Below are 24,408 nucleotides of genomic sequence, written 5' to 3' on the forward strand. Positions count from 1 at the left end.
TGGGGTATTGCCCAGACTCGCCCACCCCATTGCATTCGACCTGAGCAGCCATTTCCATGGAATTGACCACCACACTTCATGACCATGACCGCCAGAGAGCGACTGTTGATTCAACCGGTGGATGCAACAATGGCCAGCCTACGCTCCGCCCTGGAGCCTGTATGCTGAAAGCAAAAGTCAGAGGCGCTTGTAGGAGTCAGCGATGAAAATAACCGGAAGAGTCGAAGTCGAGACCGTCACGGACGTCGTGTGCGATGTATGCCGTTGCTCCACCCGCTTGGATACTGGCGGGCATCAGTTCGGCACCCTACAAGCACACTGGGGCTATGGCACAGCCCATGATGGGGAGCGTTATGAACTGCACCTGTGTGAGGATTGCTTCTTCCGAACGTTGGCTTACCTCAAGCAGGAGCGGCGAACTCAACATCTGCCCAGCGAGGATGGCCAGGATCTCACCGATAATCTCGGTCTGGTCGCGAAGGATGATTATTTTGGTGACGCTGGGAGCCGATAGATAGTCTCCGCAAATCGCAAGCGGTCGGATACGAAGTAGCGTTTGCCTAACGCACCTTGCGTGGTTAGACGGGCGCCCACTTATGCGGCAGCAGCTCGGTCAGGCGTGTTAGCCGGTTGAGGCCATGGCGATTGTTGTGTTGCAGAGCCGTCGTGCACCAGGACTTTCATCCGGTTGGCCCCGCGGTTAGCAAAGAGGTAAGCGTAGTGCGACTTCGCCTCACCGAACACCGCGACCACTCGGGCTAACGCAGTCTCAGTGCCGGCGCGCATGTCCAAAGGCTCGGTGGCGAGCCAGATGGCATCGACGCGAATCATTGGTGGGAAATTGCAGGGACTTGACCACCCATTTGCATTCGAACTGACCAGGCATTTGCGTTGGACTTGACCAGGAAGCATCATAGCCATGACAGGCCGAAACCGACCCCGAGCAGCCGGTGGTGACAGGCAGAAATCGGCCAAGAGCAGCCGTCCACGGATGGCCTTTTCCAGCCAAAAACAGTAATAATCGGAGCGAATACGGCCTGCTCAAAACTGGCTACATGGCTGAATCCGTCTCTTAGTCATAGCATTCCATTAGCGAAATCAGGGTAAGACTCATGGGTGCGCCCATCATTATCGGCAACAGCTATGGCCTCTGGGTCAGCAACAGCATGAAAGATACTTTTTGCGAGGTACTAACCGCTGTTGCAACCCTGGAAGGTCATGATGCGAAGGCCATATACGAGGAGGCGCCAGGCGTGGCCGGCACCTTTGGTATCCCAGGCGTGGGTATCGTTCTCGACGAGTTTTATCTCTATCTTGGCGGATTTTCAGGCGTTCGACGCCACCTTGATGTGTGCCGAGCACGGCTAGACGAAGTTAGAGAGTCTTGCGGACTGTCGCCAGTTGGTGCAGAACGCATGGCACACATACTGGCCTGGGCTGCATACCACATGGATGGCAACCCGATCCCTATAGGCGGCTCCTTCTATGAGGACTGGCCTCCTGACGCAGCCGAAACAAGGTAGTACCCGCCTGCTTTCGGCCAGAAGCAGTCGGTCGCTTGCGACTGCTTTCGGCATGGTAACTTGCCGAGTTTCGGACAGTTTGATGTGCTCCCGATGCAGCGCTTGGAGTCCTGGAGTGTGCTTCTTGACAAGCCAATGTCGTCGTCAATACTGCTTCGGCCTGCCCATCGTGGGTGAACGACACAATACGGATATGCTCGTTGAAGGACATTGATATCTATAATTTGGCGAGTCAGGTCTTGGGCGAAATCACTCATGATCTGAATGAAAGTAGATACGCAGAACTGGGTGGTGAGTTAACGATCACTTGGTGCACGGAAAAGAAATTTGGTGCCTACGCGTCCTCGCTGGACGAAGCAGGTAAGCCGCCGAAGCATTGCGTCACCATGTACTACGAGCTAGCACGACAGGTGTGGCGGGACGCTGAGGAACTTTGCAAGTTCTTGCGAAGCATTCCCCAAGACTCTGGCGTCGATAAGCTGTACGACTTCTACGGCGACAGGGTTAAGCTCCCTAAGTGCTTCAACGACGAGGAGCTCGTCAATAATATATTCGTCGCTGCTATCACCTGGGTGTATTTCCATGAGATCGGCCACCTCATGCAGGAGCATGGTGTTATCCGTGACGAGTTCTGGGAGGGGCATAGTGGCGCAGTAAAGATCGCTGACGTCTACGATTTTGAAGCGTCAAACCACAAGCGGCTCGTTGGCCGAGAGGCACTGGTTTCCCATGTCACGGAACTTGCAGCCGACTTCGAGGCGACAACCCTCTACGTATTTGAACTACTTCGGCACATCAACGACCCAGACTTCGTCGAGGGCGAGGCGCGAACAGAAGTGTTGTCCGGCTTGATATACCTGATGGTATGTGGGCTCTCGTTGCTCTTCTTCCGCTTCAATGGAAGTCAACCGATACTGCCGACAGCGGTCATCGAAGGTTCTCATCCAAATCCATTGATTCGACTGGAATTAAACGTGCCTCAAATTTTCGAGAGCTTAGACATGATTGGGAAATTTTTAGATCACGGCCTTGATCGCAAACAACTTGTCTGGCTTTGCGGGAAAGCCGCCCTTTCGGCAACGCTGTACTGGTCGATGACTAGAACGGAGAAACATGAGTTCGACAATCGTTTTTTGCTCAAGGGCCTCCTCTCCAACTCGGTCGTTCTGCAATATCTCCAGCCAATTGTGGCGTGTTGGGACGAAATTCTTCCCCGAGTTAAGGAGGTTCGCCGCTTTGGCTCCACTCTAGGTCTGATGACTTTTACAGACTCGTTCAAAGAGCGAATTGCCGGCGTGATCACTTGGGGGGATGGCCCGGAGGGGAAAAGCACCACATCCTAGTCACCTGATGTAATGGCCTAATAGGTTTACATAGACTCAGAATTTGCGCCGGGACAAACGATTGTTATGCAGCGAAAGCCTTTGCTCCCTCGGACACTCTCCAAATGTCGGGTTTCAGGAGGAAGGTTCGAAATTGCGACAGGCGCATTTGGGTCGATTTCAGTCGATTACGACAGGCATCTATTGGCCGATCGCTGCCGGTGGCGACTGGCAGCGATCGGCCAAAAGCGGTCACTCCCGAGCGGCGTTTTTCGACCCATTGCAGCCCTTCGTGAAGGGCCGCGAACCACAACCCATAGCTGCCGTTGGCGACGGGCAATCCCGGAATTTACACGGCAACTCACTCCCCGCTACCAACCGCCTCGGGGGCAATAGGTTAAAGGTTGGGGTACTTGTGTTTCCTCTTCTGATTGGCTTGCATGCCAATCCGCCCACAGCTTACCCTCTGCATCAAATAGCTCGCGTGAGACGGTGCGTTGCCTGAACTCAACGATATCCTATGTATCCGTCGCAAATATGTAGCGGCTGGCGCCATTGATGATCATCGTATAAAAAATGCCGCGTCGGAAAGGCTTACCGTACTGCCTCGTGGAGGAGGGCGCTGCTGTAGTGGGCCATGCACCCTTTGTCATATTGTTTATAAGGGTTGGCAATTGGCAGCTATGAGTAGAACCAAGGCCTATCATAGCTGCTCTTGCTTGTGTTTGACTCTTAATGGTGGCGCTGTTCAAATTCTTTTAGTTGGCTTGTCAAAAAGTCAATTGCTTCGTGAGCACTTAATATTCTGGGTGTGTTTTCATGGTCAGGAAGCCACAGATCTTCTGATTTACTCCAGATCCATTCTGTATACGGTGAAACAACTACGCCAGTAACTTCTGTTGCCCAAGAAAAGTCGTAGTTATCGCCTTGTTTATTTTTTTTCACAAATTCTTCTAAGCTTGTAGCTTGAGAGATTTTGTCGGAAAAGTCTTTTATTCGGCTGTTGATGGACTTAGGATTTCCTATTGCAAAATCAATAGGTCTTTCAGCCGCTTTGCATTCTAAGAGATAAAGATGGTTGTTGATCCTCACACCTACGTCGACTTCTCTTTTTTGCGTTCCTGATCGAATATCCTTTGATTGTATGACCACCTCCAAACCGTTCTTTTTTGCCATAGAGGCGAACGTGTCTTCAAATTCTATCCCTTTTTGGCTAGCGGGGTCATAGTTTCTCAGGCCAAAAAATAAGGTTCGGAAAATTGTGAACCAAGCAGAATAGTCACAGATAAAATGATTTTGAAAAGGAATAAATATATATCGAGGCCCCGAAGACCAAAGGCTAACAAGGTTCTGCTTTTTCGAAGTTAGGGTGAGAAAGTCTAAGATTTTATCCAGTTGCTCAATTGTGCCTTCTGCTGAAAAAGTACTAACTTGCCTTGATGCATCCATTATTTTCAATATTTCTGTTTTGATATCACCAATCTCACCGCTATGATAGAGATACCCACGTTGAAATTTCTGATAATAAAGCAGGTGGCCATTGTCATCAAGGTTAGTTATTTTTAGTGAGTTCCATCCGGCTAGCAGTTGTGATATTAAAAGTGAGGCATGGCAAAACTCTTTTAATCCAAAGCCATGTTTTTTCTCAAAGTGCTTCTCTAGGTATTTATGGCTTTCATAGTACTTGTCGACTCTTATAAAGCCGGGCAGATAATTTGGTGAAAACTCTTTGTCGAATGTGTGCTTGGGAAAGAAATCGCTCAGCGGATATCGTTGTATATTGAGGGCTGCCAGGATTAAAATGTTATCTTCGACGTCGTTGCCCTGAAATATCAAGGTCCCTACATTGCTCGTGAAGCCTTCGCCAAGATTGTTTCTATTAGTTCTGTTGTCGAAATTCTCGATGAGAAATCTTTGGTCCGGCGTCCTATATTCTTCGATCGATTCATCATCTGTGGTAAAGACCTTTACGCCTTTTCCTGAAGCGCGGAGTTTTGCTCCGATATACCAATATTGATAAGCCAGTCCTTCAATTTTATATATATCGGCTAGATCGGAGGCTCTAAAGTCTCCAATAACAAGTTGTTTGTTGGCAGCCAGTAGGTGCTTGTAGAACTCAATAACAGGGGCGTGTGATCCACTCAGAATTTTCTGAAGTATGCCTCCTAATATTTTATTGAAAGGAACACTGTCTGAAGGTAGAAGATCTAGCTTTCCACTGGTTCTGCCGAATTTAAATATTGCCTGCTCTGCAATATCTCTTACTTCCATTGTAGTCGTTTCGTCTGTTCTATTGCCAATAGAAGGAGATAGCACCGGAGCGATCCTCCGGAACAGATGTAACCAATAAAAGCATGAATGTTTGCTTATGACTTTTTTAAACTCATTTTCTAATTCATTCAGGATCGCCATCAATGCTTCGTAACTATGTTTCTTGTTGTTAATATTATCTTTATATTTTTTTACTAGTTTTGAGCGTATTTCTTTTGGTTTTTTAATGTTGCTATTTGTCAATAGTTGTTCATATTTTTCATGAATGTGGGCCCATACTAGTGTGTAGTACTCTGGAAATTGAATTTGCTCTTTATTTGTTTCGGTCATTTTTCGCCACTTTATTAATTATCCTTTCATTAAATTCGAACCTACTCAAACCATTGCTGAATAAACTTCGTTCAGCGAAAAGCTTTGCAAGCCTATACCGAGGCATGGCTTTTTGCCATTCCTTCGTAACCGGATCGGCGTGCACGAAACTGAGTTGGCATGCAAAAGGAGGTGTATAAGTCCTGAGTTATGCGACGACACATTCGGGCCTGATGGTATTGGCTTCACGATGTCGCGTGATTTTGGTGCAGGTACTCGATTATCTGCGAGATGACATGCGACAAATGTGGACATTGAGATGGAGGTATCTTAATCCGATACGTGTGACGACTGACCGGTAATGGCCGAACTCTGCCACTGCTGACCGGCAGCTATTGGCCGATTACTGCCCTTGGCGAGAGGCAGTAATCGGCCAGGAGCTGTCGCCCAACAACGACTGCTTCCAAGCAACTTACTGACCGTGTTTTAGGTAGGCGTCAGCACCCGCTGCAAAGCAGCAAACGGCTAACCAAGTGAGTCTCCGTCGCCGTGTTGATCCTCGGCGAGCTTCAATTCAATCTTGCTGTTGATTTCGCTGGTTTTGAGCTTGAAAGCAATTCCATCCAGAGGACCGGCATAAAGAGTTTTCGCTCCCTCGGGCTTGCTCGAGTCGAAAACAAATCTGAACTCTTTTTGATAAGAATAGATGCTCCGCTTTTTAAAAACGGACTCAACCTCTCCGAAACTGCCGTGAAAGGTCTCGGGGTCAAAATAATCGACAAGGCCTCGCCAAGACGTATAGCCTTCCGACTTGGCGGCTTTGCTTACTTTATCGATGAAATCCGCGACCTTGATGATGAGAACGGCATGCTCTCCAAGCGAAAGCATTTCCTCGCCTAGCGTTGCGTGTACCTTCAACATTGAATTGATTTTCTCGACCACGCGCAGTCGCTCCTCCTCTGTTTCATACGACTCTTCGAAATCCGGTACGGTAACAGCGTACATACAGAAGGCATTCAAACGATCGTGCGCCGTACGCTGCATCACTAGCGGGCCGGCCAGCCCTTCTATTGGAAAGGACTTCTCCTCCCCGTCTGGCGTCTTAAATGAAAACGTCAGAGATATCCGATCGGGTTGATGCCAATCCGAGGGCGCCTCGAATTGGTCGCCTCGTGCGACATCACCCTCTATCTGCTTGAACTGCCCAATCGTCTTACAGAACATCTCTCCTGTCTGAATGAATGAATCAGCGTATTCCTCCTTATCAAACACCTTAACTAGAAGAATTATTTTTTTTGGGGTCATAAGCCAATCTCAATATTGATTCGAACAAGCGTAGCCTACAGATCAAATTCGGCGAGGGGAGACGCAGCTTCCACAGTGCGAGTAGCCGATGACTCAGGACGATGCTCATGGTCGCGCCGGTACGCCGTCTTATCAATGTACATGACGCGCGTCTGCTTCAAGCTTCTTGTTCGGCGGCGAACGGCGTTGTCATTCGGCTGCTATGCAGCGAGCGCTACCGATCGATTGCCGCCTTTCCCTACGGCGATTGTTGGGCTGGTAAATAGGAACCGCGACCGTCTCCTGTGGGTCGTTATGAACCTCTCAGTTTCGATTTTTGGCTGGTCAAATCCCCTGTAATCGGCGGTCAAGTCCAATGCAAATGACTGGTCAGGTCGATTGCAAACGCTTGGTCAATTGCGCTGCAATTACGCACATTGGGCCAGGCCACGAATGAAACACGCGCAGCCGTCCGGATCCGAGGCTGGCCATTTTACGGTGATGGATTTATCGCCCAGAGGCAGCGAGATGATCACCATCTCTTCTGTTGCTCGCCTTGCTACCGCTTTAACCGGAACGAATGGCGGCAAAGTTACAGGCCATTGATCCCGGTGAGTCGGTAGCCACTTGCGGATCAAGTTGGCGTTGATGCCGTGATGGATGGCTACGCTGGAAATCGTCGCTCCGGGTTGCAGGCATTCCTGGACGACCTGGGCTTTGAGTGGTTTGGGGTAAGAGCTTCGTTGGCGCATGGAGATCCTGGCGATATGGGCGATCGCGTCCGCTTAAAATACGCGGACACCATCGCCCCTTAATGCTGGAGTTCGGTAGGTGACTTGGCCGGACGGTTACGATTCACCGATCGTGATGCGCTTAGACTTCGCCTCTTCCAGTACAACGCTTAGCAAATCGATGCTCAGCAACCAATGCGAATTGGGAAGCACACCAACCACTCTTCTAACTGCTCGTGTAAACCTATATTTGTCACGGTTACCTAGCGTGGTTAACAGTGAAAAAAATGGGTTACCAGGGGCATATTTCAGCGGACGCTTTTCTAGCCGGGGGGGGGCCTAGAGAGTGAGGTAAGACCCATACCGAGACGTACTCCCAAGATACCCTGGCCATGCGCTGTCACTTCGGCCTTTTAGGCTTGGGAGGTGCCACGTTATCCATATACTCACGGAAAGCGCTCTCTTTTTGCTCCTCAGTCAGATTGGTGACCGCAGCGCGATGACGCGGTGTGACTGTCCGAGTCGCGTCCATGCTGAGATCTTCCATATCTTTAACCGCTGCTCGCTCTTTTTCGGTCAGCGAGGAGTGAAAGACCGTGGCAATGACACGTTCGCTGCGATCTGCGCGAGTGAAATTGACGACGTTTGACTTCAACGCATCAGGTAGATCAAAGGGGCATTGCAAGTCTATGCGCTTTTGCTTTTTGCGGTTGCTCAAAGCCTGTCGCTGTAGCTCCTCTACCTCACCAGCGCTTGCCGTGTACGCCGCAGAACGATAAGCACGAGTGACATCAGACAGGTTCACATACCGCCGGCCCGCACTGCGACATTCCACATAGGCCAGCTTCAACAGCAGCACCACCAGTCGCTTGATTCCAAAAGTACTGCGGTACAGCTCAAGGGCCAGCTCACCGGCGTCGGCCTTGATACAGCCGTTGCTCACCCTGACGCATTCAGCGACATAATTGCACCAATCCGCGCTAGCAGGATCGTCCGGCAACATGATGCGGGGATCAGTAAGCAGGCGCTGTTTGTCCTCGCTGTTTCGTCCAAGGAGCTTGTGAGCAAGGCTGTAGTTGCAGACAAAAACCATCGGCAAGCCAATTGCGGCCATGGTAAGTAAAATCTCAGTCACCTTTGCAGCACCAGAGCCGGCGGTGGTGTGTTGCATCTCTTCTAACAGCGCTAGAGAAACGCCATCTCTGTTAGCCCTGCGACGTGACTCCTTTAGTAACTGAGCAACTGTGGTCCTGCCTATTCGCTTGCCATCTCCGAAAACAAAGTCTTCGAGCAGTGCCTTGCCGCTCGCCCTACCCCGCGCACTCGCATACCAGTGAGACCGCAGAGTTACGGTTCCCTCAAATAGGTCACAGGAATAATCCGTTGGTAAAGGCAATACCTTGCGTAGAGCACTGATGGTTTGGCTTTTACCAACGCCAGCCAGACCGGTGAGGCAGACCGGAGAGACTTCAACCTCGGGCGGATTGAAGACCTTCGACGCGTATTCCGCCTCACTTTTGAATAGCAGCTGACTGTGCATCGATGCTCTACCAACCATCTCCCGTATGAAAGCTAGCGAGAACTCGTTGGGAATGAAGATCTGCTTCAACGTATTAGCCAATTGCTCAGACGCAATCAAGGCATCAAGGGAATCAGGTGCAGCAACGGGGTCAGGCCTAACCGTAACCTTCGCACGGATCTTCTCGATTTCCAGGCATTCACTGAACCGGTCAACGATCACCTTGTTCATTTGGCCCTTCCTATAAAGCGGTCGTAATCTGCTTCATCACGTTGCGCTGAGGCGTTTTTCGCAGGGCGCCCCGTTCTCCTATATCCGGCATACCAGTCCTCTCCAGTTTCCTGTTTAAACCGATCTTTAAAAAACTGTTGTACAGCAGGAATTTCATCATACAAAGCAGCATTTCCTTCGCGCCGCATTTGATCATACAACTGCAAGTCACGTAGCGAGATGTCCACCGTCCCCTCGAGAGTTCGTTGAGAACGTATGAAATCCAGCTCATAAAGCCTACCGTTTACTTCGATCCAAATATGGCGGACGCACATAGTTAGCGTGTATGCAGTAGTGGTTATCACGCCGTCTTTCGCGACTGGATCGAATACCCCAGTGGCAACAAGCTCCGCAGATCTATATTTGCGACCGTAAAAATACACGGCGTCATTTCGAATTGCCGCAGGGCGCACAGCGAGAAATTCTCGAATCGCAGTATGAAACTGCATACCGTCCGCAGAGTTGCGACCTCGCTGATCCCAGTAGTTGAAAATTGCGAGAGGGGTCGGCTTGACCCCAGCCTCGACCAGCTCCTCGTCCAATCGTCCGCTGGCATCGGACGCATGGTTGTCCATAAGGACTTGGAGGATCTCCCGCTTAGCCATCTGAACGAAGTTAAGCCGACTATGTACATAGGTAGGCTGATCCAGCGTCTTCTTGTCACGTGGATGAGATGCCTCGACGGTGGCCTTGGACTGCCCCGAAAATACAGGGGTGGTTTCAAAGGTACCCAGCCAATTAATCGCCGACACCACGTCAAAGTTCGCTCCCGGTCCGCGGTCAAAGACGATCCCGCGTGAAAGGCCCTCACTCGGCCACTCGTCGGCCCCGACAGTCAGCCCAAATAACTCCGCGAATTTGACTTTATCGGCAGCCATTGAAAGCAGGCACATTTTGTACGCATCCATAGTCTCCTTGCCTTCAGCGAAGCCGATCCCCACCACGAGTCCTGAAAGGCCGCATACGCCTCGAACGACACAAAAACTATCAACCGCGCTTCCTTCCGAAATGCCTGAGAGCTTTTCAGATATGTAGTAGCCGTCAAACTCAACACGTTGATTTACATTAAGTAAGCGGTCAGCAAAGCTTCCCTGGGAGCCGGTATTGGCACGAGTTTTATGCTCACCTCTAACGGCAACAGAGCGTTGTCTTGGGCTGAATCGACGCTCTATTTGAGTTCTGACCTGAGAACGCGAGGGGAACGGCTCGTTATCAGGATGAATGAACTCAATTTTGCCATTCCTTTTTATGGCGTTGCAGCCGAACTTCTTCGTTACTATTTCACTGTAGATGTCGTTAGCTGTCTTATTCGGAGCCCTGAACTCGACATAACCTTCAATTATCTTTTCCTTCATTTCCGCGTCTGCCCGAAAGCCCCAATACTTGCCCTTTGGGGAAGGGCGTCCCAGTCTGCGGACATACGAAGGGTCATCACGATCCCAGCCGCCGATACGATGAAGGGGGGGCATCAACGTCCATTTATTGCGACCAAAAACGATGTACGTGTAGAACCAGAGCCGCAAGCGTGAGGTATTTTGCACAGGCTTCAGGGTCTTGGCGTGAGCATTAATGATGTCGTCCGGGTTATCGCTTGCCAGAACTTCGCCTAGCCGGAGGACGAGTTCGGAAATGGCTGCGAAACGCCGGTTAACCTTCTGGTCGTAACTCTCAGTGGTTGAAAAACGCACCCTCTCTCGCTGAGCTACAGAGAGTCCATCGACCGGCGCTAGCCACGGGGGGATTTTATCCGCCGGTCCGTCCTCCAGAATAAAGCCGGCTTCAAGCGCTTCTTCGAATTCAAACCTCATCAAAGTGATCAGATGCGACCTGATCTTACGACCGTCGTCGCAGAAATTGACCAGTCGCACCCGATTGATGCCGCCATTGCTGTGAAGGAAGTGATATATCTTGCCTTTCTCCAGGCAACAAAAACCCTCGGGAGCAATAAGCCTGGCACCAGCCATCATGATTCCTTCTCCTGAAAGAGGGTTCCGTACACCTTCAGGAGATCACCGTCATCTGTCGATAAAGGATGATCAATCAGGATTGGCTTGAAGAAATTGATGGGGAGCTTGCGCTCCCAAATGTCCTGGTAAATTTTCGTAATAAATTGGTCACGTCGGCCCCAACGTTTCGCATATTTAATGGCTAGATAGGCAACGGGCTCACCATCGCTAACAGCTTCTCGAAGAGCATCACTGAAGTCTTCCAGCAGGCTGCGTTCGAGCGTCATTGGGATCCCGTGGGTCGAGAACAGCAAATCCAAATTAGCAATCACTGTGGGAGGAAGCTCCTCCAGAGACACTTGCACAGTTCGTATACCCGCGCTGGCGTAGTACATCTCTTCCAGCTTGGTTCGAAGGATTGAATGATCCCGATCTTTCTTCTGCTGCACCGGAGTCTTCGGGCTCGAAAGTTTGCGTTCTCCGAATGCCTCTTTACGATCTTTCACCGTCCAGTTGACGGCGTACGGAACGCCTTCCTCTCCTTTCAGGTACAGCAGCAGGTCGCCCTGATATGGAAACGGAATTTTCGTGCGGCGGCCGTCGGGCAAATCGACAGCGATTTCGTAATGCTTGAACCCAATCTCCTTTGCGACCTCGACCGTCCCTCTCACCGAAGGCAGAAAAACACCTTTCATTAATGGATGACTGCGCAACGGATTGCCGGATTTCAATGGCCATAGCATTTTTTGCTCGTGCAGATCGAACAAATCGGGATGGAACAGAGCCAATTGGGTGAACACTTTCTCAGGGGTGGACAGCGCGTGCACTTCCCGACCGAGCTTGCGGCTGTTGAGTCTACAAATACGCGATCCCTTCGGAGCTTCGCGTGGCTTAGCTAGGGTGGAGGGGATGTACGTGTCGCCCCAGTCAAAACCGCTTTGGCGACTGAGGATCAATTGAATTCGTTCTTCCGGCGTCATATACGCATTCCATTTTCCGGGTTTTACTTCATCACATAGCTTGGGGATAAAACTCCTAAGCTCATGAAAACCCATGTATTACGGGCTCGAACAAGGGTAGGTTCTGTGGATAACACGAACTTTCCTGTGGACGAACGAAACCATGCGAGACTTGACGTCTCGCAGGCAGGAATAGAGAATGGAAAGGTCAGCCTTCTAATCTGACTTATCCAAAGGGGCCCAAGTTGGCGCTTGGGTCCCCTGTCTCTTAGTTTCTCGACTAATATTATAGATACGCGATAAGTATTCCTTTGTTGGATGCTAGTATTACTTCCGCGGTTAGCGGAGAGTGCAATTTAGTGCGACCGTCATTCAGAGAATTGACGAGGCATCGAAACCAAAAAAACGAATTATGGTAACGCCTGAAATTGCTGCATGACAATAAAAAGAATCATGAAGTAAACCGTTGTGGCGTTGCATTCCATATGCGAAACATCGAAGGTTAATTCCGTGTAAACACGGTTAAGAGGCTGCGTGCACCGGGCTGATAGCGTCCAATGGAATTAAAAGAGTCGGCTGTTATCCCTCATCGTGATTTCTAAAGAGCCCGCAACCTCCCCTATCCTGAATCCCCATCCGACTGATAGCGCTTTAGGTCATGACTCGGCCAGACCCGATTTTGCGGTGGTTTGATGATGAGACATTTTTTAGCCTGTGCAGCCGCCAACATCAATTTCTGGGGCACTTAGACACTTCCAGCACGTTGGAGTGGCTGTTCGGATCATCACCGCGTTCGATCAGTCATGACCTTCCCAGTAACCTGAGCTCGCTAGATCCTCGGGTGACAGCCCTTTGGGGGGATGCCACATCGATTATCTATGACCACACCATTCTCCCTCTGCTGATCCCCTTTCAGTCCAGTGATCGAATCGACAACGCAATCTTGGCGATGAAAAGCCCCTCAATTGGATCGATGAAGTACAGTCTCGGCCTTGTGACCGGGCGTTTCGGAGCCGAACATCCTTTGAAAGCATGCTCATCCTGCATGCGAGCAGATCGACAAACCCATGGTGCCGCTTATTGGCACCTTTCGCACCAGTATCCAGGCGTGGTTTTGTGCCCTGTGCATGAAGTGCTTTTAAAGGAATGCATCGAGAATCGGCAGTGGTCAGGGCGGTTTAAATGGGTACTTCCGAGCGAAGAGCTGTTTGAATCGGACGCGCTACCCTATCCTAGCGACGTAGCTAAAAATGCTCTTAAAAAGATGAGTGAAGCAGTACTCGATCTTGTGTCTGATGGCAAATCACGGTGCTTTGATCCGGGTACAGTCCACAACGTGTACAAGGATGCGTTGGATCTACTGGGAACAAGCTTCGATATACGAGGCAGGTTGGCAACCTCGTTCGCCAAATACGTATCGCTTATTCAACCATATTCGCCTTATACCTACCTTCCAACTACTCCGTCAAAAGCTTCGGCTTTTATCGCACAAATGACGCGCAAAGCTCGTGGCAGATGCCATCCCCTAAAGCATCTGGTGCTGATCACCTGGTTATTTGGCCGGCTTAACGTCTTTATCGATCAATACGACGTTCGGAGCACAGCTGATTTATCAACTAAACTTAGCAAGGTTTATTTCGCGGAAGAGGTTCAACAGCCTACTGCCAGTGAGACAAGAATTTCAGGTACACGTAGACCTAAAAAATTATCCCCTCAATTACGTGGCGCAATCTTGGAAAGCCTGAAAAAAGGCGAAACAAAAGATAAAATTTGTTCTGAATTTAAAGTTTCGATTAGCACCGTTAATCGCCTTCTATCTTCAGATCAATTAGTAAAATCGTCAAGGCAAGAGACGCACTTAAGGAGAAATCTACGCACCTATCGCTCACAATGGAATAGTGCGATTAAAGAAAACAGCCAAATGTCCACAACCGAATTACGATCCAAGACACCGAATCTATATGCTTGGCTCTATCGCAATGATCGTACTTGGCTGCTAGAGCGTAACTCAGAAATGCCATGCGGACGGCTAGGTAATTACTCATCCATCGACTGGGAAAAGCGTGATATAGAACTTCAGGATCTGGTACTTTCGACGATGCATCGCGTATATGGCGAATTCGACCAACCGAGAATATCTAAAAATGCGCTGTTCAATCTCGTTCCAAGTTTGTCTCGTCTACTAGAGAAAAGCTCCCATTACCCGAAAACTCGAATGCTTCTTAGAAAATCATTACAAAGCTCGGGGTGATGGATGTCTCATCATATTAAGCACCTTTCCGGAATCGGATCGCTACGGAGCGCTATTCGGAACCTATGGCTTAAAAGATAAGTAAAATACTATCCATACGCTTGCATTGCTTCGACACACGGAATAGCGGGGTGTGGCGGATCAGCCAAATTTTGAGCCCGCTTCACTCTGCCTTTTTTTACACCAACAAAAGAACAGCATGGATAGGAAGTCGAAATACTTTGTCTAACGAAATCACCACGGCCAAGCCCTAAAGATAGAGGTGATGGGTATGGGCAATACCAGTTGCCAACTCCAAGCGAATAGTTTTCGTCCACATAATGGCCAGACTCATGACCTCCAGCCCTGTACGTGGACCATAATGAAGTGATGTCGCGTTGTTGATCACAGGGATCAATGACGTCCGCAACAAACTCCTGAAATTCGTCATAAAGCATCGTTATAGAGTTAATGATACTGTTGAAATCGACGCTCTCAAAATAAAATGCAAGATTACTTTCGGCGTGTATTTTCACTCGCGCCAGCAGAGTAATTATAACCCGCGAGAGTTTTTGTAACTCTTCCTGGTTGAATGCATCCGAAAGCGTCTTTGACGAAACTGAAAGAAACCTAATTGATAGTGCTTCTAATGTTGGGATTAATGAAATATGAAATCGGTATTTGTATAAATCATCGATTAACCGTGAGCGCTTTAGCTGCGCAAGGTCGTTGTTCACTCTTGATGAGCTTTCGCTAAGATACTTTCCGCCACAACCCTCCCACATCACATTATGACTATGTCCTTTAAAGGTAAATGGCCTATCGCAAGCAGGACATACGGACTCTAACATAACGTTATGAATTGCACATACGCCAACAAACTCTAGGGAGGCCCTACGCCAATATGAGAACCCAATTTTCTCGAAATCAGACTTCACGCATTCAGGGCAGAAGGACAATCGCTTCGGGAACGCAGGATCAACATCTACGAATTCGGCAATATACTTACTACCGGAATAGGCCATGTCCTGTGAGTTTTTTAAAACTGAGTGTAACGGTTGACAGGTGTGGCTATGCAATAGTCGGTTGAAACCATAGCATCCATGCCATCCCAATACTGATGCAACATTTCTAACATCTTCGCTCGTGAGGCTCTTAGACGCATTCCATTTTGGAAACCGGGTTTCGCCTAAAATAAAGATATTGCGCTCTATAAAGGATCGAATTGTTTCATTTTGCTGAATACGTAGAAGCATTATTGCGAGTCACTTTATTTCATGCCGCAAGTCGAAGAGCGCATGGTATCTGAAGATCGAGACCGACGCGTCAGCACAGGCCTCAATGCCATTCGATACGAATTCTTCGCGCGCTTGAATTGCCGATCTCACCACATGAGTAGCTTAGACTTGAAATGTGATGGCTAGGAGATCAAGCGGCCGCATGAGACCGTTTTAATTCGCATGCGACCGTTTTAATTCTCAAAAGCCAATGTTTCCATCACCTGTGGATAACTTATTCCACCGTCACCGACTTCGCCAGGTTACGCGGTTGATCAACGTCGGTGCCCTTCAGGACGGCCACGTAATACGACAGCAACTGCAGCGGAATGGTGTAGAGGATCGGCGAGAGGGTGTTGTGTATGTGTGGCATTTGTACGACGTGAGTGCCTTCACCATTGGTCATGCCGGCCTGCTCGTCTGCAAAGACGATCAGCTGACCACCACGGGCGCGAACTTCCTGGAGGTTGGATTTCAACTTCTCCAGCAGCTCGTTGTTGGGTGCCACGGTGACCACTGGCATGTCGTTATCCACAAGCGCCAACGGGCCATGTTTCAGCTCGCCGGCCGGATAGGCTTCGGCGTGGATGTAGGAGATTTCCTTGAGCTTGAGAGCCCCTTCCATCGCTACCGGGAATTGCGCACCACGACCGAGGAACAGGGTGTGGTTTTTCTCGGCGAACAGCTCGGCGATTTTCTCCACGGTGCTGTCCATGGCCAAGGCTTCGCCGAGGCGGGTCGGCAGGCGACGCAACTCTTCAACCAACGTGGCTTCGACGCCTTTGGCCAACGTGCCGCGAACCTGGCCCAGGGACAAGGTCAGCAGCAACAGGCCGACCAATTGAGTAGTGAAGGCTTTGGTCGAGGCCACGCCAATTTCACGACCCGCCTGGGTCAGCAGTGTCAGGTCAGACTCACGCACCAGTGAGCTGATGCCGACGTTACAGATCGCCAGGCTGGCGAGGAAACCCAGTTGCTTGGCGTTGCGCAGGGCAGCCAGGGTGTCAGCGGTTTCGCCGGACTGGGAGATGGTCACGAACAGCGTGTCGGGCTGCACCACGACCTTGCGGTAGCGGAATTCGCTGGCGACTTCGACCTGGCACGGGATGCCGGCCAGTTCTTCGAGCCAGTAACGGGCAACCATGCCGGCGTGGTAGCTGGTGCCACACGCGACGATCTGCACGTTGCGCACTTTTGCGAACAGCTCGGCAGCCTGTGGACCGAACGCTTGCACCAGCACGCCGTTCGGACTCAGGCGACCTTCCAGGGTGCGCTGCACCACAGCCGGTTGCTCGTGAATTTCCTTGAGCATGAAGTGGCGGAATTCGCCCTTGTCAGCGGCCTCGGCGCCATCGCGGTACTGCACGGATTCGCGTTTGACAACTTGGCCGCTCACGTCCCAGATCTGCACGCTGTCGCGGCTAATTTCGGCGATATCGCCTTCTTCCAGGTACATAAAGCGGTCAGTGACCTGGCGCAGGGCCAATTGATCGGAAGCCAGGAAGTTTTCACCCAGGCCCAGGCCGATGACCAGCGGGCTGCCGCTGCGGGCGGCGACCAGACGATCCGGTTGCTGAGCACTGATGACCGCCAAACCGTAAGCACCGTGCAGCTCTTTGACAGTAGCCTTCAGGGCCACGGTCAGATCACGCAGATCCTTGAGTTTGTGGTTCAACAGGTGAGCAATGACTTCGGTGTCAGTATCCGAGGTGAACACGTAACCCAAGGCTTTCAGTTGCTCGCGCAGGGCTTCGTGGTTCTCGATGATGCCGTTGTGCACCACCGCCAGATCACCGGAGAAATGCGGGTGAGCGTTGCGCTCGCACGGCGCACCGTGGGTGGCCCAGCGGGTGTGGGCGATACCCAGGCGCCCGACCAGCGGTGCCTCGGCCAGCGCCAGTTCCAATTCACTGACCTTGCCCGGGCGGCGCAGGCGCTCAAGCTTTTCGTCATTGGTGTAGACCGCCACACCGGCACTGTCATAGCCACGGTATTCCAGGCGCTTCAGGCCTTCGAGCAGGATGGCAGTGATGTTACGTTCTGCAACTGCGCCAACAATTCCACACATGCTATTTCTCCTGACTGACTGCCGCGAGGATCAAGTTGATTCCGCGGGCCTGAATCTGATCCCGTGCCGCAAGCGGCAGGCGATCATCGGTAATAAGGGTATGGACGCTGCTCCAGGGCAGTTCCAGGTTAGGAATCTTGCGGCCGATCTTGTCGGCCTCGACCATGACGACCACTTCGCGGGCGACTTCAGCCATGACCCGGCTCAATCCCAGCAATTCGTTGAAGGTGGTGGTGCCGCGAATCAGGTCGATGCCATCGGCACCGATGAACAACTGATCAAAGTCGTAAGAGCGTAGGACCTGCTCGGCGACCTGCCCCTGAAAGGACTCGGAATGCGGGTCCCAGGTGCCGCCGGTCATCAACAGCACCGGCTCATGCTCGAGCTCGCTCAAGGCATTGGCGACGTGCAGGGAATTGGTCATCACCACCAGACCCGGTTGTTGGCCGAGTTGCGGAATCATCGCCGCCGTGGTGCTGCCGCTATCGACGATAATCCGCGCATGCTCGCGAATCCGCGTAACGGCGGCACGGGCGATAGCCTGCTTGTATTTGGACACCGGCTGACCAATGTCGGCCACCAGTTCTTGAGGCAGGGTGATCGCTCCGCCATAACGGCGCAGGAGCAAGCCGTTGCTTTCAAGCGCCGCGAGGTCCTTGCGGATCGTAACTTCCGACGTTTCGAAGCGCTTGGCCAGCTCATCCACACTGACTTCGCCCTGATCATTGAGCAAGGCGAGAATATTGTGACGGCGTTGAGGTGTATTGCGTTTCGACATGGCTTAGTAAGTTTCGATTCGAAAGATAACGGAAGCAATCAAAACCTATCGGCGAAACTTCGTCAAGCGTAAGGCGATAAATAGAGCTGTGGATAACTCAGCTCTTTTTGATCTTCACCGGCCGCTTCCAGCCGTCGATGTTCTTCTGACGTGCGCGACCTACCGCCAACTGCGCGTTATCCACATTTTGGGTAATAGTCGAACCCGCCGCAGTCGTTGCACCTGCAGAGATATCCACAGGCGCGACCAACGAATTGTTGGAGCCGATGAACACATCTTCGCCCAACACGGTTTTCCATTTGTTGGCGCCGTCGTAATTGCAGGTGATGGTGCCAGCCCCGATGTTGGTACGCGCACCAATCTGCGCATCCCCCAGGTAAGTCAGATGACCAGCCTTGGCGTCCTCGCCCAAATGAGCGTTTTTCAACTCAACGAAGTTACCCACATGGGCTCGTGCTTCCAGCACTGTGCCTGGGCGCAAACGAGCGAATGGACCGGCATCGCTGCCTTCACCGAGAATTGCGCCATCGATGTGGCTGTTGGCCTTGATCACCACGCCTTTGCGCAGGGTGCTGTCCTTGATCACACAGTTCGGGCCGATAACCACGTCGTCCTCAATAACGACCTTGCCTTCGAGGATCACGTTGATGTCGATCAGCACGTCGCGGCCGACGGTAACTTCACCGCGCACATCAAAACGAGCCGGGTCGCGCAGGGTCACGCCCTGCGCCATCAAACGACGACCGGCGCGCAGCTGATAGTGACGCTCAAGCTCAGAAAGCTGGTTGCGGTCGTTAGCACCCTGCACCTCCATGGCATCGTGGGGTTGCTCGGTGGCCACCACCAGCCCGTCGCTGACCGCCATGGCGATTACGTCGGTCAGGTAGTACTCGCCCTGGGAATTGTTATTCGAGAGCCGGTTCATCCAGTCGCCAAGACGTTCGAAAGGCAGCGCCAGAATGCCGGTGTTGCCCTCGGTGATTGCGCGTTCAGCTTCGTTGGCGTCTTTCTGCTCGACGATAGCGGTGACCTTTCCAGCCGCATCACGGACGATGCGGCCGTAGCCGGTTGGATCGTCCAGTTCGACGGTGAGCAAACCCAGTTGTTGCGCCGCTACTTTCTTCAGCAAACGTTGCAGGGTTTCGACTTCAATCAGCGGCACGTCACCATAGAGAATCAGCACCGTGTCGGACATGATGAACGGCACGGCCTGCGCCACCGCATGACCGGTTCCCAGCTGTTTGTCCTGAAGGACGAAATTCAGATCATCCGCCGCCAGCCGCTCGCGCACGGCATCGGCGCCATGGCCGATGACGACGTGGATGCGCTGTGGATCAAGTTGCCGGGCGCTGTGGATAACATGGCCAAGCATCGAGTTGCCGGCAATCGGGTGCAGAACTTTCGGCAACGCCGAACGCATGCGAGTGCCTTGGCCAGCAGCGAGGATAACGATTTCTAAAGACATGACTGGCTACCAATCCTGGGTGGTCAGCGGCTGCGACCAGGTTATGAATGTCGGAAAAGAAAAAAGGGTAGCCGAGGCTACCCTTTTTAATCAATCGCACAACAAGTGGGGCCTATTAGTGGCCGAACTTCTTGCGGATCTGCTGGACGGTGCGCAGCTGAGCTGCAGCCTCGGCCAGGCGTGCGGCAGCAGAACCGTAATCGAATTCTGCACCACGGTCATGCAAGGCCTTCTCGGCAGCCTTAACGGCTTCCTGAGCGGAGGCTTCGTCCAGGTCGGCGGCACGTTGCACAGTGTCGGCAAGCACCTTGACCATGTTCGGCTGAACCTCGAGGAAACCACCGGAGATGTAATACACCTCCTCTTCCCCGCCCTGCTTGATCAGGCGGATCGGGCCCGGCTTGAGATTAGTGATCAGCGGCGCGTGACCCAGGGCGATACCAAGATCACCCAGTGCACCGTGCGCAACCACCATCTCGACCAGGCCGGAAAAGATTTCCCCTTCCGCGCTGACGATATCGCAATGGACTGTCATAGCCATCTGATTGCCTCAAACTAAATTAGCGCCCGTTACCGGGCGCCGGGATTACAGTTTCTTGGCTTTCTCGATCGCTTCTTCGATGCCGCCGACCATGTAGAACGCTTGTTCTGGCAGGTGGTCGTAGTCACCGTTGAGGATGCCTTTGAAGCCAGCAATGGTGTCTTTCAGGGAAACATATTTACCCGAGGCACCGGTGAAGACTTCAGCCACGAAGAACGGTTGCGACAAGAAACGCTGGATCTTACGAGCACGGTTTACCAACTGCTTGTCGGCTTCCGACAGCTCGTCCATACCCAGGATCGCAATGATGTCCTTCAGTTCCTTGTAACGTTGCAGAACATACTGTACGCCGCGAGCGGTGTCGTAGTGGTCCTGACCGATCACGTTCGGGTCCAGCTGACGCGAAGTCGAGTCCAGTGGATCGACCGCTGGGTAGATACCCAGGGAAGCGATGTCACGGGACAGAACGACGGTGGCGTCCAAGTGGGCGAAAGTGGTCGCTGGCGACGGGTCAGTCAAGTCATCCGCCGGTACGTATACCGCCTGGATCGAGGTGATCGAACCGTTTTTGGTCGAAGTGATACGCTCTTGCAGAGTGCCCATCTCTTCGGCCAGGGTCGGCTGGTAACCTACTGCGGAAGGCATACGGCCCAGCAGTGCGGATACTTCAGTACCGGCCAGGGTGTAACGATAGATGTTGTCGACGAACAGCAGTACGTCGTTACCTTCGTCACGGAACTTCTCGGCCATGGTCAGGCCGGTCAGTGCTACGCGCAGACGGTTACCCGGCGGCTCGTTCATCTGACCGTAAACCAGTGCCACTTTGTCCAGAACGTTGGAATCCTTCATCTCGTGGTAGAAGTCGTTACCCTCACGAGTACGCTCACCCACACCGGCGAACACGGAATAACCGGCGTGCTCGATGGCGATGTTACGGATCAGTTCCATCATGTTTACGGTTTTGCCTACACCGGCACCACCGAACAGACCGACTTTACCACCCTTGGCGAACGGGCAAACCAGGTCGATAACCTTGATGCCGGTTTCCAGCAGGTCGTTGCCGCCCGCTTGTTCAGCGAAGGTTGGCGCAGGACGGTGAATGCCCCAGCGCTCTTCGGTGTCGATCGGGCCAGCTTCGTCGATCGGGTTGCCCAGAACGTCCATGATCCGGCCCAGGGTCGCTTTACCGACCGGTACGGAGATGGCTGCGCCAGAGTCTTTGACTTCCAGACCGCGCTTCAAGCCTTCGGTGGAACCCATCGCAATGGTACGAACCACGCCGTCGCCCAGCTGTTGCTGAACTTCGAGAGTAGTCCCGGCCGCGCTTTGTACTTCCAGCGCGTTGTAAATGCTCGGTACGCTGTCGCGTGGAAATTCCACGTCGATAACGGCGCCGATGATTTGAACGATACGTCCGCTACTCATAGCTGGATCCTCTGAATATTTGAACCGTTAAACCGCGGCAGCGCCGCCGACGATTTCCGAGATCTCTTGGGTGATCGCAGCCTGACGCGCCTTGTTGTAGACCAGCTGCAAATCGCTGATCAAATCACCGGCGTTGTCGGTAGCGTTCTTCATCGCGATCATCCGCGCAGCTTGTTCAGCCGCGTTGTTCTCGACCACCGCCTGGTAGACCTGCGACTCAACGTAACGGACCATCAAGCCGTCAAGCAGCTCTTTGGCGTCCGGTTCGTAGAGATAGTCCCAGTGGTGCTTGAGTGATTGATCCGCGGTTGCCTCCAGTGGAATCAACTGCTCCACAGTTGGCTGTTGCGTCATGGTGTTGATGAACTTGTTGGACACCACGGACAGGCGATCAATACGGCCGTCCAGGTAGGCATCCAGCATCACCTTGACGCTGCCAATCAGATCATTGATCGACGGCTCTTCACCCAAGTGGCTGATAGCTGCAACGACGTTACCGCCGAAGTTGCGGAAGAAAGCCGCACCCTTGCTACCAACAACACACAGATCGATCTCGGCGCCGTTATCGCGGTTTACCGCCATGTCCTTGACCAGGGCCTTGAACAGGTTGGTGTTCAAGCCACCACACAGACCACGGTCACTGCTCACTACGACATAACCGATGCGCTTGATTTCACGCTCGATCATGAAGGGGTGGCGATATTCCGGGTTGGCGTTGGCCAAATGGCCAATAACCTGGCGGATGCGCTCCGCGTAAGGACGGCTAGCAGCCATGCGCATTTGTGCCTTGCGCATTTTACTGACCGCCACTTTTTCCATGGCGCTGGTAATCTTTTGCGTGCTTTTGATGCTCGCAATCTTACTGCGAATCTCTTTTGCGCCTGCCATGTAACACCTATCAGGTTAGCAAGCGGGAGCCTTGCGGCTCCCGCTGCGGCTTACCAGGTTTGGGTGGCCTTGAACTTCTCGATACCGGCTTTCAGGCCAGCGTCGATTTCGTCATTGAAGTCACCCTTCACGTTGATCTTCGCCATCAAATCGGCGTGATCGCGGTTGAAGAAAGCAATCAGCGCTTGTTCGAAGCTGCCGATCTTGGCGATTTCAACGTCAGTCAGGAACCCACGCTCAGCGGCATACAGCGACAGCGCCATGTCAGCGATCGACATTGGTGCGTATTGCTTCTGCTTCATCAGCTCGGTAACGCGCTGACCATGCTCAAGTTGCTTACGGGTCGCTTCGTCCAGGTCAGAAGCGAACTGGGCGAATGCCGCCAGTTCACGGTACTGAGCCAGAGCGGTACGGATACCACCGGAGAGCTTCTTGATGATCTTGGTCTGAGCGGCACCACCCACACGGGATACCGAAACACCGGCGTTCACAGCAGGACGGATCCCGGAGTTGAACATGGCCGATTCCAGGAAGATCTGACCGTCGGTGATGGAAATCACGTTGGTCGGAACGAACGCGGAAACGTCGCCAGCCTGGGTTTCGATGATCGGCAGTGCGGTCAGGGAACCGGTTTTGCCGGTCACTGCGCCGTTGGTGAACTTCTCTACGTACTCTTCCGAAACGCGGGATGCGCGCTCCAGCAGACGGGAGTGGAGATAGAACACGTCGCCTGGGTAAGCTTCACGGCCTGGTGGACGGCGCAGCAGCAGGGAAATCTGGCGGTAAGCCACTGCTTGCTTGGACAGATCGTCATAAACGATCAGCGCGTCTTCACCGCGGTCGCGGAAGAATTCACCCATGGTGCAACCGGAGTACGGTGCCAGGAACTGCAGTGCTGCAGATTCCGAAGCGCTCGCAGCCACGACGATGGTGTTAGCCAGTGCGCCGTTTTCTTCCAGCTTGCGAACCACGTTAGCGATGGTCGATTGTTTCTGACCGATAGCTACGTAGACGCAGAAGATGCCGCTGTCTTTCTGGTTGATGATCGCGTCGATCGCCAGAGCGGTTTTACCGATCTGACGGTCACCGATGATCAGCTCACGCTGGCCACGGCCGACAGGGATCATGGCATCGACAGCCTTGTAGCCAGTCTGTACAGGCTGGTCTACCGACTTACGCCAGATCACGCCTGGAGCAACTTTCTCGACCGCATCGGTCTCGGTGTTGTTCAGCGGACCTTTGCCGTCAACTGGGTTACCCAGTGCGTCGACTACGCGACCCAGCAGTTCCTTACCAACCGGAACTTCGAGGATGCGGCCAGTGCACTTGGCGCTCATGCCTTCAGCCAGAGACTGGTAAGAGCCCAATACAACGGCACCTACAGAGTCTTGCTCCAGGTTGAGAGCCATACCGAAGACGCCGCCCGGAAACTCGATCATCTCGCCGTACATTACGTCGGCCAGACCGTGAATCCGCACGATACCGTCAGATACGCTGACGACAGTGCCTTCGTTACGGGCTTGGGAGGTCACATCGAGCTTGTCGATGCGGCCCTTGATAATTTCACTTATTTCGGAAGGATTGAGTTGCTGCATTGCTCTG

19 protein-coding genes are annotated in these 24,408 nt (G+C 52.3%); 4 read left to right on the top strand and 15 right to left on the bottom strand.

Features of this window, described 5'->3' with window-relative positions; all coding sequences use genetic code 11:
• Positions 1-202 precede the first annotated feature (202 nt).
• A complete protein-coding gene (locus tag ACYZTR_RS00830; RefSeq protein WP_461975661.1) occupies positions 203-514 on the top strand; it encodes a hypothetical protein in 312 nt (103 codons plus the stop codon).
• A gap of 80 nt (positions 515-594) precedes the next feature.
• Here the strand turns inward: ACYZTR_RS00830 and tnpB are convergent, their stop codons facing one another.
• Positions 595-921 (bottom strand): IS66 family insertion sequence element accessory protein TnpB, encoded by a 327-nt coding sequence (tnpB, locus tag ACYZTR_RS00835; protein ID WP_461975663.1) that lies wholly within the window; start codon positions 919-921, stop codon positions 595-597.
• A 191-nt stretch (positions 922-1,112) separates the two neighbouring features.
• Here tnpB and ACYZTR_RS00840 point away from each other — a divergent pair, with 191 nt between their 5' ends.
• Both ACYZTR_RS00840 and ACYZTR_RS00845 read left to right on the top strand, forming a co-directional pair.
• Entirely contained in the window at positions 1,113-1,523 is a 411-nt protein-coding gene (locus tag ACYZTR_RS00840; RefSeq protein ID WP_461975665.1) for a hypothetical protein, read from the top strand.
• Between the two features lie 200 nt (positions 1,524-1,723).
• Positions 1,724-2,866, top strand: coding sequence for a hypothetical protein (locus ACYZTR_RS00845; RefSeq protein WP_461975667.1), 1,143 nt, complete (start codon positions 1,724-1,726; stop codon positions 2,864-2,866).
• 711 nt (positions 2,867-3,577) lie between these two features.
• Here the strand turns inward: ACYZTR_RS00845 and ACYZTR_RS00850 are convergent.
• From ACYZTR_RS00850 to ACYZTR_RS00875, 6 genes are all read right to left on the bottom strand, one after another.
• A complete protein-coding gene (locus ACYZTR_RS00850) occupies positions 3,578-5,446 on the bottom strand; it encodes a hypothetical protein (RefSeq protein ID WP_461975669.1) in 1,869 nt (622 codons plus the stop codon).
• 504 nt (positions 5,447-5,950) lie between these two features.
• On the bottom strand, positions 5,951-6,730 hold the full coding sequence (locus tag ACYZTR_RS00855) for a hypothetical protein (protein WP_461975671.1): 780 nt from the start codon (positions 6,728-6,730) through the stop codon (positions 5,951-5,953).
• A gap of 407 nt (positions 6,731-7,137) precedes the next feature.
• The gene (tnpA, locus tag ACYZTR_RS00860) at positions 7,138-7,461 is read right to left on the bottom strand and encodes an IS66-like element accessory protein TnpA (RefSeq protein WP_461975673.1); all 324 of its coding nucleotides are present in this window, start codon (positions 7,459-7,461) and stop codon (positions 7,138-7,140) included.
• 379 nt (positions 7,462-7,840) lie between these two features.
• Positions 7,841-9,190 carry an AAA family ATPase gene (locus ACYZTR_RS00865; protein WP_461975675.1) on the bottom strand — a complete coding sequence of 450 codons (1,350 nt, stop codon included), beginning with the start codon at positions 9,188-9,190 and terminating at the stop codon, positions 7,841-7,843.
• Positions 9,187-11,196, bottom strand: a complete 2,010-nt coding sequence (locus tag ACYZTR_RS00870) for a transposase (protein WP_461975677.1) — start codon at positions 11,194-11,196, stop codon at positions 9,187-9,189. Before ACYZTR_RS00870 ends, ACYZTR_RS00865 begins: the two co-directional genes overlap by 4 nt.
• Positions 11,193-12,155 (bottom strand): PDDEXK family nuclease, encoded by a 963-nt coding sequence (locus tag ACYZTR_RS00875; RefSeq protein WP_461975679.1) that lies wholly within the window; start codon positions 12,153-12,155, stop codon positions 11,193-11,195. The genes ACYZTR_RS00870 and ACYZTR_RS00875 overlap by 4 nt, the downstream gene beginning before the upstream one ends.
• A 637-nt stretch (positions 12,156-12,792) precedes the next feature.
• On the opposite strand from ACYZTR_RS00875, the gene ACYZTR_RS00880 reads away from it, so the two are divergent.
• Positions 12,793-14,385 carry a TnsD family Tn7-like transposition protein gene (locus tag ACYZTR_RS00880; RefSeq protein WP_461975681.1) on the top strand — a complete coding sequence of 531 codons (1,593 nt, stop codon included), beginning with the start codon at positions 12,793-12,795 and terminating at the stop codon, positions 14,383-14,385.
• 89 nt (positions 14,386-14,474) lie between these two features.
• On the opposite strand, the gene ACYZTR_RS00885 is transcribed toward ACYZTR_RS00880, so the two are convergent.
• The 8 genes from ACYZTR_RS00885 to atpA form a co-directional block, all read right to left on the bottom strand.
• The gene (locus ACYZTR_RS00885; RefSeq protein ID WP_461975683.1) at positions 14,475-15,620 is read right to left on the bottom strand and encodes a hypothetical protein; all 1,146 of its coding nucleotides are present in this window, start codon (positions 15,618-15,620) and stop codon (positions 14,475-14,477) included.
• Between the two features lie 256 nt (positions 15,621-15,876).
• Positions 15,877-17,709, bottom strand: a complete 1,833-nt coding sequence (gene glmS, locus ACYZTR_RS00890) for a glutamine--fructose-6-phosphate transaminase (isomerizing) (RefSeq protein ID WP_461975685.1) — start codon at positions 17,707-17,709, stop codon at positions 15,877-15,879.
• A gap of 1 nt (position 17,710) precedes the next feature.
• Positions 17,711-18,487, bottom strand: coding sequence for a DeoR/GlpR family DNA-binding transcription regulator (locus ACYZTR_RS00895; protein WP_461975687.1), 777 nt, complete (start codon positions 18,485-18,487; stop codon positions 17,711-17,713).
• A 97-nt stretch (positions 18,488-18,584) separates the two neighbouring features.
• On the bottom strand, positions 18,585-19,952 hold the full coding sequence (gene glmU / locus ACYZTR_RS00900) for a bifunctional UDP-N-acetylglucosamine diphosphorylase/glucosamine-1-phosphate N-acetyltransferase GlmU (RefSeq protein WP_461975689.1): 1,368 nt from the start codon (positions 19,950-19,952) through the stop codon (positions 18,585-18,587).
• A 115-nt stretch (positions 19,953-20,067) separates the two neighbouring features.
• The gene (locus tag ACYZTR_RS00905) at positions 20,068-20,493 is read right to left on the bottom strand and encodes a F0F1 ATP synthase subunit epsilon (protein ID WP_008155716.1); all 426 of its coding nucleotides are present in this window, start codon (positions 20,491-20,493) and stop codon (positions 20,068-20,070) included.
• A 45-nt stretch (positions 20,494-20,538) separates the two neighbouring features.
• Entirely contained in the window at positions 20,539-21,918 is a 1,380-nt protein-coding gene (atpD, locus tag ACYZTR_RS00910; RefSeq protein WP_283182328.1) for a F0F1 ATP synthase subunit beta, read from the bottom strand.
• Between the two features lie 27 nt (positions 21,919-21,945).
• Complete coding sequence (atpG, locus tag ACYZTR_RS00915) at positions 21,946-22,806, bottom strand: F0F1 ATP synthase subunit gamma (protein ID WP_461975692.1); 861 nt, start codon at positions 22,804-22,806, stop codon at positions 21,946-21,948.
• 50 nt (positions 22,807-22,856) lie between these two features.
• Entirely contained in the window at positions 22,857-24,401 is a 1,545-nt protein-coding gene (gene atpA, locus ACYZTR_RS00920; RefSeq protein ID WP_282379785.1) for a F0F1 ATP synthase subunit alpha, read from the bottom strand.
• Positions 24,402-24,408 lie beyond the last annotated feature (7 nt).

The organism is Pseudomonas sp. Hz4, from assembly GCF_054898165.1.